The organism is Legionella sp. km772, from assembly GCF_003989735.1.
Classification (GTDB): domain Bacteria; phylum Pseudomonadota; class Gammaproteobacteria; order Legionellales; family Legionellaceae; genus Legionella.
In genome coordinates this window covers 1-11,472 of record NZ_RZGQ01000092.1, presented here as the reverse complement: position 1 = coordinate 11,472, position 11,472 = coordinate 1, and the positions used below count along the sequence as shown (strand labels likewise).

The window sequence follows — 11,472 nt, the reverse complement described above, 5'->3', positions numbered from 1 at the left end:
GCTCTCCTGGCCTATGGACTTGTGGATAAGCCATTCTGAGAGTAAGGTGAATGAACTAACAAACCGGGAATAGCTCTTATTTTTCCTGAATTTTGTTCCAGATCCCCGGACCTAGCTAAGGTATCACTAGCTGTGCTTATCATTAAATACGAAAACAATTAATAAAATTTATGAAACAGATTAACACGGAACGTCTTTTACTAAGGACATGGAATGAAAAGGATGTTCTACCTTTTTATGAGATGGGCCAAGATCCAAGAGTAATGGAATATTTTCCGTCCTTATGGACCATGGAAATGGTAAAAGATTTTATTAATCGGATGGTCGTACAATTACTAGAAAAAAACTATACTTTATGGGCTTTGGAAGAAAAAAAATCTCAACAATTTATCGGTTTTGTTGGATTGAATACCCCAACTTGGGAAACGCCTTTTACTCCTAATATTGAAATCGGCTGGCGTCTAGCTTTTAATTATTGGGGAAAGGGGTACGCAAGTGAAGCTGCTAAAGCTGTATTAGGTTATGCATTTGCAAGCTTAGCTTTGTCTGAGATTACAGCGTTTACGGTGGCGAATAATTGGCGCTCGAGAAAAGTGATGGAGCGGATTGGGATGAGAAGAGACCAAAAGGGTGATTTTTTACATCCAAAATTAGAGCCGAATCACCCTATGGCATTGCATGTATTATATAGAATTAAAAACCACCTAATTAAAAATTAGGTCAAGGAGTCGATAAAATGGGCTTAGCTTCTCTTGATTTATTAAAAGAAAGAAGGTTTTTACCCTTATTTATTACTCAATTTTTTGGGGCTTTCAATGATAACGCCTTCAAGTTAGCAATGCTAACCTTAATAAGCTATCGCTTAAGTGGCAACCAAGCGCAATCAGAGTTTTATCAAGCATTAGCTAGTGGCTTGTTTATTGTTCCTTTTTTTATTTTTTCTTCCATTTCAGGCCAAATTGCTGATAAATATGATAAAGCCTTACTTACTCGTTTAATTAAAATATTTGAAGTTATACTCATCATTATTGGCGCTCTTGGTCTATATATAAGTAGTATTTTTTTGATGATGATTACGCTTACCGGAATGGGGGTTCATTCTGCTTTTTTTGGCCCCATTAAGTATGCAATTCTTCCTGATCATTTATTACAGAATGAATTATTAGTTGCTACGGGATGGATAGAGGGTAGTACTTTTTTAGCTATTCTATTGGGCACAACCCTGGGTACACTCTCAATAGGTGTGAATGCACATATACCCTATCTCGCTATTTTTATGACTTTACTTGCTTCTTTCCTCGGGCTATTTGCTAGTATGTTTATTCCTAGCGCACCTTCTTCAGTAGAGAATTTAAAAATAGATCTGAGGTTGTGGCGGGCGACTTTGACAATGTTAAAACAAGCTAATAAAGCGCCCGGTCTGTTAGTAGCTATTTTAACTATTTCTTGGTTTTGGTTAGTAGGGGCCGTATTACTGACCAAACTACCTGATTATTGTCATTATGTTTTAGGTGCTAATACAACCGTTTTTGCACTTTTTCTTGCGTTATTTTCTATAGGGATAGCCTTAGGTTCGTTATGGATTAATATGATTTTGAAAGGCAGCATTACCTTAAGCCTCGTTCCCGTTGCGATGCTTGCCTTTGCAGCCTTTACTTTTGATATTTATTGGTCTTCACCGGTGCTTAGAGAACAAACCTTTCCTTCTTTTATTGCTTTTTTTGGCTATTTAAGACATTGGCGAATTGCGATTGACTTATTGATGCTAGGCTTTTGTGGTGGGCTTTTTGTAGTCCCTTTATATACTTATTTACAAGTAGCAAGTCCCCCCGAAACCCGGGCAAGAACGATTGCTGCTAATAATATTTATAATTCTTTATTTATGGTGATAGGAACAGGCATAGTGATGCTCTTATTGCATTTTCACGTCTCTATCCCTCTCGTGTTCCTTCTTTTTAGTATTTTAAATGCAATAGTGGCAATTATTTTAGGGATCTATTTACATAAAAAATAATTGCCTGGATGCCGAACCTGACCTTGCCTCAGCTCAAGGTTGTACTCTATATCCAGTCTCGTGCAGGGAGAAATTCGGTATAAAGACGTTCTTCGGGGCTGTCTTTTTCGGGATGCCAATTATAATGCCAATGAACCTCCGGAGGCAGAGACATGAGAATAGACTCCGTCCTACCCTCCGATTGGAGACCGAATAAGGTTCCTCTATCATAAACTAAATTGAACTCAACATAACGACCTCTGCGGTAATTTTGAAACGCCTTTTCTCTTGGGCTATAGGGGTGGTTCATTCTTCTTTCCACTATAGGGGCATAGGCTTTTATAAAATGGTCACCAATACTCGACATTAAACCAAAACTATGTTCAAAACTTACCTCATTAAAATCATCAAAAAATAAGCCGCCAATGCCTCGAGCTTCATTGCGATGCTTAATAAAAAAATAATCATCACACCATTTTTTAAAACGAGGATAAATCGAGCTACCAAAAGGCTCGCAGGCCGCTAATGCGGTTTGATGCCAGTGCACGCAATCTTCTATAAATCCGTAATAAGGAGTTAAATCAAAGCCGCCTCCAAACCACCAAATAGTTTTTTCTCCCTCTTTAGGGGCGATAAAAAATCGCACATTAGCATGACTTGTTGGGACATAAGGATTATTAGGATGAATGACTAATGAAACGCCTAAAGCTGTGAATTCTCTTCCAGCGAGCTCGGGGCGATGAGCGCTTGCCGAAGGAGGTAATTTATTACCCATAACATGCGAAAAATTAACACCTGCTTTAGCAAAAACCCCTTCTCCAGCAAGGACTCGGGTTATGCCTCCACCACCAGAGGGGCGTTGCCAAAGTTCTTCCTTAAATTGAGCATTTCCATCAAGCTCTTCTAACGAGGTGCAAATGTTATTTTGCAGTGTTAATAAATAAGATTTAACCTGTTCAATGGCATCACTGGGAAGGGTATTGAGTTCGGACATAGAGATCAACTTAATATTATGAGTTTAGGTCTGCCTAGATTGACAAAAGCATTACTGGACAACTAACTTATTTACATAAGGTTATTTTCTCATTTTTTTGAAATTGGCACAATGTTTGCATTTCCATGTTTAGGTCATATACACAGGAGTGAACGATGGCAGCAATTAACCTTGATTCCTATTTTGGGCTAAGTACAAAAGCTTTGTCTGCTAGCGAACAACGCGCTTCAGTTATAGCTAATAATTTAGCTAATGCGGATACCCCTAATTACAAAGCACAAGATATAGATTTTAATGAATACCTTTCCGCCAGTATGGCAGGAGGGGCGCAACAACTAAATGTTACCTCTCCAAACCATATTGGTGCAAATTCTGATTTTAGTACTATACTTAAGTATCGGCAGGTTGATCATGTTTCTTTAGACGGAAATACTGTTGATAAGGATATCGAAACTACAGAGTTTGCAAAAAACGCGATTAATTACCAATCTAGCTTAAGTTTCTTAACTAATAAGATTAGATACATGACCATGGCCTTTAAAGGAGAATAACCATGTCCTTGAGTAGCGTTTTTGATATTGCCAGCTCTGGTATGGCAGCAGAAACTCAGCGTTTATCGACTAGTGCACAAAATATGACAAATGCAAATGTGGAAGTAGGAAATCCTAACGATGTTTATCAAGCGCGGTATCCTATCTTTGAAGCAGTGCAAGCCCAAGCAAACCAGTGGATGGGTGATAATGTAAAAGCAGGGGTGAAATTACAAGGTACTTATGTAAGTAATGCGCCACCATCGATGAGATATGAGCCCAATAATCCAATTGCTGATGCAAATGGCTATGTGTATACCGCTAATATTAGTACAGTTGAGGAAATGGCAAATATGATTTCAGCGTCAAAATCATATCAGATGGATATCAATATGTTTACTATGACGAAACAACTAATGCAACAAACCCTGCAGTTAGGTCAGTAAGGAGAAAAAAATGGTGAGTTCGGTAGGCTCTAATACAGCAACTAATTCAGCAAATGCCTCTAATGCTTCACAAGCAAATACATTAAGACAACAAGACTTTCTAAAATTAATGGTAGCGCAAATGAAAAATATCGATCCCCTAAATCCGGATTCACAACAGGGGGGGGAGTTTTTGACCCAAATGGCGCAATTTAGCTCCACACAAAGCCTTACCAATATGGAAGCATCTATAGAAAAATTGACTTCTTCACTGCAATCCAATCAAGCGTTACAAGCTTCTGCTTTGGTTGGGCGTAAAGTTTTAGTGAATAACAGTACATTAAATCTAGGGGCAGAAGGAGAGGTAAAATCTTCTATTAATGCTGTACCTGGACTAAGTAATTTAACGGCTTCTGTTTATTCTTCTTCAGGCGAGTTGATCAAAACTATCCCTTTAGGACAACCTACTCAGAGTGGAAATTTTGAATTTTCTTGGGATGGTACTGATAAAAATAATCAACGTGCTAGTGCTGGTGCCTACACGGTCAAAGTATCAGGCACTTATAATGGACAAACAGTAAAAATCCCTACTATGAGCTATGCTAATGTAGACAGCGTAACTTTGGGACAAAATGGGGATGGATTAAAATTAAATGTAGCGGGAATAGGAGCGGTATCATTAAGCGATGTACAACAAATATCTGTATAAGGGATAGGCATTTATGAACGGAAACTAAAGTCATTATTTATTCTGGAGATCAAAATGGGAAGTTTTAACACAGCCTTAAGCGGAATGAATGCAGCACAAAGAGCATTAGATGTTTATGGTAACAATATTGCTAATAGTACTACCGTAGGTTTCAAATCATCATTTGTTTCTTTTGCAGACGTGATGGCAAACTCGGGTAGCAATGCTGCTGGAAGTGGTGTGACTTCCTATGTTCAACAAGGTTTTGGTACCTCCACCATTACCCCTTCATCTAACGTGTTAGATATGGCAATTAATGGTAGCGGTTTTTTCATCCAGAGTAATAATGGCGCAATATCCTATACCCGCAATGGTCAATTTAAATTAGATGATAAAGGTGGAATTATTAATTCAAATACTGGTTTTGCCTTAGTAGGTAAACGAGTAGACGGCAGCCAAGGCCCTTTATCGATTAGCACTCAAAATCTTGCGCCAAGTAAAACGACCCAATTAACAGTGGGCTTAAATTTAAATAGCTCAACGGTAGGCGTTGACCCCGTTGCAACGCAGTGGGTTGCAAGTCCTGATGGGGAAGCTCCTTCTTCTAAATCGTATACTTATAAAACCTCAACTACGTTTTATGATAGTTTAGGTAATTCCCACGTTCTAGATATGTATTACATACGTGCCAATCCCTCTGCTGCCAATCCTTCTGAAAATTATGGCTCTGAGAATAGCTGGTATTTTGCGGCAAAAGTTGATGGAAAAGATATCTCTATTCCTGCATCGCCAACAAATAATAATGCCGATAATTTATACTCGATCACTTTTAATGGTGATGGTTCCTTTAAAAGTACAAGTCAACCAGGCGGAGCGGCGACTGCCACTGCCGGGAAAATTCCAATAACGATTCCAAGCTCTTTTTTGAATGGCGCAGCCGGTGATGGCGGTGCAGGCACCCCCATGACAGTAAATGTTGATTTCACTTCCACTACTCAATTCGGCAGTCCTTTTGCTGTTCAATCTTTAGAGGATAATGGCCATTCTACCGGTTCACTTCAAGGTCTGTCTATTGACACCAAAGGCAATATTTTTGGTACATTCTCTAACGGATTAAACTCTTTACTAGGCAGTGTACTCTTAGCAACCTTTCCTGACCCAGGCAAATTACAGATTATGGGGCAAAATGGTTGGATAGAAACCAATGCCTCTGGTAAACCTTTAGTGAGTGAAGGAAATACAGGAGCAACTGGAGCCATCCAGTCGGGGGCAACTGAAGACTCTGCAACAGATTTAACTGGCTCTTTGGTAATGTTAAACAAGGCTCAAAGTTATTTCCAAGCAAACTCAAGGGTTATTTCAGTTAATAACCAAATGATACAGACTATTTTACAAAGTGTATCTTAATAATAAGAATAAAGGAGTAAATAAATGGATCCGGTCTTATATAGTGCTGTTGATGGGGGTACTAACGATCTAGTAAGACAAGATATTATCGCCAATAATTTGGCGAATATTAATACTCCTGGCTTTAAGGCTGATTTATATCAAGCCCAGGTAATGTATCTTACCGATCAAAATGGACAAGTAACGAGTAATTCTCCATCTTATATTGTTGAATTACCGAGCACTATAGATACAAGCCCCGGTGAGCTAATGACCACCGGCAGACCCTTAGATTTTGCGGTAAGTGGCAATGGTTATATAGCCATTCAGGGGGCTACAGGAGAGGTTTATACGCGAGGTGGAAGTTTCCATATAGATGCGGAAGGACAATTACTTACAGCTTCAGGTAATCCAGTATTAGGGGATGGAGGGCCCATTTCTATCCCGCCAGCTCGTTCTATATCGGTTGGAAGTGATGGAACCATTTCTGTAGTGCCTTTAGAAGGAACTTCAAATACGGTAGCGGTTGTAGATAGAATTAAAACCGTAACAGTAGCTGGTGCACAACTTTCACGAACACCGGATGGTTTTTTAAGCCTGGCAGGAGGAGCTGCTGCAGAGGCTGATCCCACGGTTCAAGTGGTTGGTGGTGCACTAGAGGGGAGTAATGTTAATGCTGTGGACCAGATGGTACAAATGATTAGTGCTAGTAGAGATTTCGATGCGCAGATGAAAATTATGGCCACTGTCGAAACTGACGCAGATAAACTGGCACAAGTATTGCAACAATAATAAAAACAATAGCAATGAGAAATCTGGGAGTGTGTTATGGAACCGGCCCTATGGATAAGTAAAACGGGTTTAGAAGCCCAAGACCAAGATATTGCGGTTATTGCCAACAACTTAGCAAACGTCAATACCACGGCTTTCAAACAAGGTAGAGCCAATTTTGAAGATTTAATTTACCAAACAATCCGCCAAGCAGGTACTCTTTCTACTTCTAATACTCAAATTCCTAATGGCATTAGTATGGGAACAGGGGTTCGGCTTGCTTCCGTTGAAAAGCTTTTTACTCAAGGTTCAATTGAAAATACTCAAGAGCCTCTTGATGTGGCTATTCAAGGTCGAGGTTTCTTTAGGGTTCTCATGCCCGATGGTACTATTGCTTATACAAGAGCAGGTAATTTCACTACAGACAGTACTGGACAAATAGTTACACCGAATGGTTACCCTATACAACCTACTATAACCATACCACCTCAAACTACGAGTATTACTATAGGCGCTGATGGTACGGTGAGCGTAATAGTTGCGCCCAATACCACGCCCACTACGCTTGGAACCATCCAGTTATCCGATTTTATTAATCCATCAGGTTTATTGCCTGTTGGGCAAAATTTATATGTTGAAACTGCTGCAAGTGGAACACCTATCACCGATAATCCTGGCACCTCAGGATTAGGAACCTTGCTACAGGGCTCATTAGAAGCTTCTAACGTGAACGTTGTAGAGCAGTTGGTTGATATGATTCAAGCGCAAAGAGCTTATGAAATTACCGCGAAAAGTATCGAAACAGTCGATCAGATGTTGCAATTCTTAACGCAAACATTATAAGCGGATTTGAGTCATGAACATTCATAAATTAGCAATGCTTTCATTGGTCGTGCTTTCTTTGAGCGGGTGTGAGGCTTTAGATCCTCCCGCTCCGGGAAAGAATCCTGAGTTTTCACCCACCTATCCAGTCACTCCAGATCCTAAGGAATTAAGAAAAATTACCGGGGCAATCTATAGTGCTGAAACGGTAGTACCTCTTTTTGATACCTATCGAGCCAGGCATGTGGGGGATATTCTTACTATTGTGTTAGTGGAAAGTACAAATGCACAACAAAATATGACGACTACTGCAAAGAAAGAAGATCAAGATAAATCAGTTAACCCCATTTTCTTAGGAAGGCCTATTTCCCTAGGATCTGGATATAGCCTGGATATGGATTTGAGTAATAAACGACAATTCACAGGTCAGGGGCAAACTGTTCAAAATAACAAATTAGTAGGTAATATTTCGGTGACTGTTGCCAAAGTATTAGCCAATGGAAATCTTGTAGTACAAGGTGAAAAATGGATAAGAATTAATCAGGCCAAAGAGTATGTGCAACTGTCTGGAATTGTCCGTCCGCGCGATATTGGTTCGGATAATGCAATTACTTCAGATCGCGTTGCTAATGCTCGAATTTATTATGGCGGCACTGGACAGATTAATAATGCAAATGCTCAAGGTTGGTTCTCCAGGATATTGTGGAGTCAATTAGCACCTACCTAAGAGAAAGAGGGCTTTAAAATGAATCGCTTATGGCTTGGAGTATGTTTATTCCTAAGTTTAGTCATTACGCCAGTGTATGCTGATCGCATTAAAGATCTCGCAACACTTGCTGGAGTACGCACTAACCAATTAGTTGGCTATGGCTTAGTTGTTGGCTTAAATGGCAGTGGGGATACACCTGGCTCGAGATATACTGATGATGCCTTTGCCAATATGCTAACTCAGCTGGGTGTTACTATCCCTGTGGGGACAAAACTAAATTCAAAAAATGCAGCAGCAGTAACTGTTACTGCAAACCTCTCTTCGTTCATGAAAAAAGGTCAAACAATTGACGTTAATATTTCCTCCATTGGCAACGCTAAAAGTTTACAGGGGGGAACTTTATTATTAACCACTCTAAAAGGGGCTGATGGACGGGTTTATGCTATAGCCCAAGGTAATATTTTGGTATCTGGTTTTAGCGCTACAGCTGAAGACGGGACTAACAGTGTTACGGTCAACGTTCCTAGTGGTGGCCGTATCCCTAATGGCGCTACAGTGGAGGAGGATATCCCCAACCCCTTTTATTTTTCTAATACACTTACCTATAATTTGCGTACTCCCGATTTTACTACCGCTAAACGCATGGCCGATGCCATTAATGAGTTAATGGGACCAGGAACTGCAAAACCCTTAGATGCTGCCTCTGTAGTGGTCACCGCGCCTAAGGCGATGGCACAACGCGTTGATTATGTTTCTGTTTTAGAAAATATTGAATTTAAGCCCGCCGAAGAAATGGCTAAAATTATTATTAACGCTCGCTCAGGTACCATCGTTATTTCTGATAATGTTACCGTGAATACGGCCGCAGTATCCCATGGTAATTTAGTCGTTACTATCTCCGATGATATCTTTGGTACGAATGGTTTTGGGGGGTTAAATAATTCTTCAGAGGTAACCGTTGAGCAGAAAAATAACCATGCCTTTGTACTGCCTAAAGGTACTACCTTGAAAGATATTGTCAGAGGAATTAATGCCGTAGGTGCGACCCCTAATGATGTAATCGCAATCCTGGATGCATTGAAGCAAGCTGGGGCTCTTCATGCAACATTAATTGTAATGTAGGAATAAAACATGGCCATTGAACGAATTGCTAATACGGATTTTAAAAGTTTGCATGAGCTAAAACGTGAGTCCAGACAAGACTCTAAAAAGGCATTACCGCAAGTTGCTAAACAATTTGAGGGGCTTTTTTTACAATCCTTACTTAAAACAATGCGCATGAGCTCTCATTTTGTGGATGAAAAAAGTCCCTTTCGAGGAAGAAATGCCGAAACCTTCCAAGAAATGTTGGATGGTCAATATGTCGATAAAATGATTAAATCTCCTAGCGGCATTGGTATTGCTGAAATGCTAACCAAGCAATTAGGTGGAAAAATAGATAAAACAAAAACCCCCACAGAAATTGGACAAATAGCCCACCAGTATACTATACCTAAAGGAGATGCGTTAAAAATAAACAACGCTAAAACAGAATTAGCACCTAAAGAAGCGGAGTCGACTAGCAGTACGATGATTGAAAATTTTGTCAGTTCAATTTGGTCTAAAGCAAAACAAGCAGCAGCCTCTATGGGACTTGATCCTAAAATGTTAATTGCTCAAGCAGCATTGGAAACAGGGTGGGGCCAATCAGTTGCAAAGGATAGTGACGGCTCAAGTTCTAATAACCTATTTAATATTAAATCAGGTTCGAATAGTGATTTTGCTTCAGTCAAAATTAAAACAACGGAATATATTGCCGATACACCTATTAAGGTGAGTGCTTCATTTAGGAAATACGAATCTGTCGAAGACAGTTTTAATGATTATGTTGCTTTAATAAAAAATAATAATCGTTATCAAAGCGCTTTAGACCATGCTGGAAATCCGGAGCGTTATGTGAATGAATTGAGCAAAGCGGGCTATGCAACCGATCCTAATTATGGAAGCAAAATTTTATCTATTTATCATAGTCAAGAATTGAACGAGGCTATGAAAAAATGTGAGCTTGCAGAGCCGGTTTGAGTGTTTGGGAATACAAACAATTATAGTCGTTGGTTGTGTAACAACGGTTACCAACAACTAATTTGGAGTGAATTATGTCCTCTATATTAAATACTGCTGCTTCTGGATTAAGCGCTTTCCAAAGTGCTTTGTCTGTAATCGGCAATAATATAACCAATTCAACGACCCCAGGCTATTCACGTCAGACTATTCAGTTGGTCCCCGGCATTACTCAAAAATTAGGGAATGGCTACATTGGCACAGGAGTAGCTTTAAGTACCGTTGTTCGTAACGCCGATCAATTTGCTAATTATCAAGTTAGAAATACGTACAGTGTAAAATCTCAATTTGATACCTTTTATCAACAAGCCTCACAAATAGATCAATTGCTTTCGCAAAATGGAGTTAGCTTATCTTCAGGAATGCAGGATTTTTTTACCGCGTTTAACCAAATGAACTCTAATCCTGCAGATCCTGCAGCCCGCTCAACGGTAATGAAACAGTCGCAATTGCTAGCAAGCCAATTTAATAATTTACAATTGCAATTAAACGATTACCAGACGAATTCAATGGTGCAAATCCAACAGTCAGTGAATCAAGTGAATTCATTAACTACCAATATTGCCTCATTAAATAAACAATTACTTGCAGCCCCTAATTCGCCCGATTTATTAGATCAAAGAGATTCCCTTATTCAGCAATTATCTCAATATATGGATGTGAATGTCGTTAATCAAGAAAATGGTACTGTAAGCGTTAATTTATCGGATGGAACTTCTTTAGTATCAGGCCCACAAAAAATGGACTTATCAGTGGGGGCTGTGCGGTCTACTACCTTTGGTACCCAAATTTTCTTAGGTGAGAATAATATAAATTCCGTATTTAATTCCGGTTCTATAAAAGGTCTCTTAGATTTTGAAAGTAATGTTGTTGGTAAAACAAGTCAAATTATCGGTCAAATGGCGATTGGTTTAGCCCAGTCGTTTAATGAACAATGATATAGGCGCGGATTTTTAGACGAAAAAAAGGTATTTTTAAGAGCTATTCTTCTAATATAAGAGGGGAATAGAATGACCAAAAAGCGAAATTATTACACTGCATCAAAAAAATCAAA

At 39.4% G+C, this 11,472-nt stretch carries 14 protein-coding genes; 12 read left to right on the top strand and 2 right to left on the bottom strand.

Annotated elements, in window-relative coordinates:
- Window positions 1-11: 11 nt before the first annotated feature.
- Complete coding sequence (locus ELY15_RS16545; RefSeq protein WP_255411087.1) at window positions 12-143, bottom strand: hypothetical protein; 132 nt, start codon at window positions 141-143, stop codon at window positions 12-14.
- A gap of 27 nt (window positions 144-170) precedes the next feature.
- Between ELY15_RS16545 and ELY15_RS10030 the strand changes: the two genes are divergently transcribed.
- Window positions 171-719, top strand: coding sequence for a GNAT family N-acetyltransferase (locus ELY15_RS10030; protein WP_127099579.1), 549 nt, complete (start codon window positions 171-173; stop codon window positions 717-719).
- Between the two features lie 17 nt (window positions 720-736).
- Window positions 737-2,014, top strand: a complete 1,278-nt coding sequence (locus ELY15_RS10025; protein WP_127099577.1) for an MFS transporter — start codon at window positions 737-739, stop codon at window positions 2,012-2,014.
- Between the two features lie 46 nt (window positions 2,015-2,060).
- Here the strand turns inward: ELY15_RS10025 and hemF are convergent, their stop codons facing one another.
- On the bottom strand, window positions 2,061-2,987 hold the full coding sequence (gene hemF / locus ELY15_RS10020; protein WP_127099575.1) for an oxygen-dependent coproporphyrinogen oxidase: 927 nt from the start codon (window positions 2,985-2,987) through the stop codon (window positions 2,061-2,063).
- Between the two features lie 155 nt (window positions 2,988-3,142).
- Here hemF and flgB point away from each other — a divergent pair, with 155 nt between their 5' ends.
- The 10 genes from flgB to flgK all read left to right on the top strand — a co-directional run bounded on the left by flgB (window position 3,143) and on the right by flgK (window position 11,356).
- Window positions 3,143-3,538 (top strand): flagellar basal body rod protein FlgB, encoded by a 396-nt coding sequence (gene flgB / locus ELY15_RS10015; protein WP_127099573.1) that lies wholly within the window; start codon window positions 3,143-3,145, stop codon window positions 3,536-3,538.
- A gap of 2 nt (window positions 3,539-3,540) precedes the next feature.
- A complete protein-coding gene (gene flgC, locus ELY15_RS10010) occupies window positions 3,541-3,963 on the top strand; it encodes a flagellar basal body rod protein FlgC (RefSeq protein ID WP_127099571.1) in 423 nt (140 codons plus the stop codon).
- A gap of 10 nt (window positions 3,964-3,973) precedes the next feature.
- Complete coding sequence (locus ELY15_RS10005; RefSeq protein ID WP_127099569.1) at window positions 3,974-4,651, top strand: flagellar hook assembly protein FlgD; 678 nt, start codon at window positions 3,974-3,976, stop codon at window positions 4,649-4,651.
- 54 nt (window positions 4,652-4,705) lie between these two features.
- Entirely contained in the window at window positions 4,706-6,037 is a 1,332-nt protein-coding gene (locus ELY15_RS10000) for a flagellar hook protein FlgE (RefSeq protein WP_127099567.1), read from the top strand.
- 24 nt (window positions 6,038-6,061) lie between these two features.
- Window positions 6,062-6,808: a flagellar basal-body rod protein FlgF gene (gene flgF, locus ELY15_RS09995; RefSeq protein WP_127099565.1), complete on the top strand. Its 747-nt coding sequence runs from the start codon at window positions 6,062-6,064 to the stop codon at window positions 6,806-6,808.
- Window positions 6,809-6,844: 36 nt separating this feature from the next.
- Window positions 6,845-7,630 (top strand): flagellar basal-body rod protein FlgG, encoded by a 786-nt coding sequence (gene flgG / locus ELY15_RS09990; RefSeq protein WP_127099563.1) that lies wholly within the window; start codon window positions 6,845-6,847, stop codon window positions 7,628-7,630.
- A gap of 13 nt (window positions 7,631-7,643) precedes the next feature.
- The gene (locus ELY15_RS09985) at window positions 7,644-8,336 is read left to right on the top strand and encodes a flagellar basal body L-ring protein FlgH (protein ID WP_127099561.1); all 693 of its coding nucleotides are present in this window, start codon (window positions 7,644-7,646) and stop codon (window positions 8,334-8,336) included.
- Window positions 8,337-8,354: 18 nt separating this feature from the next.
- Window positions 8,355-9,440: a flagellar basal body P-ring protein FlgI gene (locus ELY15_RS09980; RefSeq protein WP_127099559.1), complete on the top strand. Its 1,086-nt coding sequence runs from the start codon at window positions 8,355-8,357 to the stop codon at window positions 9,438-9,440.
- Between the two features lie 9 nt (window positions 9,441-9,449).
- Window positions 9,450-10,379, top strand: coding sequence for a flagellar assembly peptidoglycan hydrolase FlgJ (gene flgJ / locus ELY15_RS09975; protein ID WP_127099557.1), 930 nt, complete (start codon window positions 9,450-9,452; stop codon window positions 10,377-10,379).
- Between the two features lie 74 nt (window positions 10,380-10,453).
- On the top strand, window positions 10,454-11,356 hold the full coding sequence (gene flgK / locus ELY15_RS09970; RefSeq protein WP_127099555.1) for a flagellar hook-associated protein FlgK: 903 nt from the start codon (window positions 10,454-10,456) through the stop codon (window positions 11,354-11,356).
- Window positions 11,357-11,472: the final 116 nt, after the last annotated feature.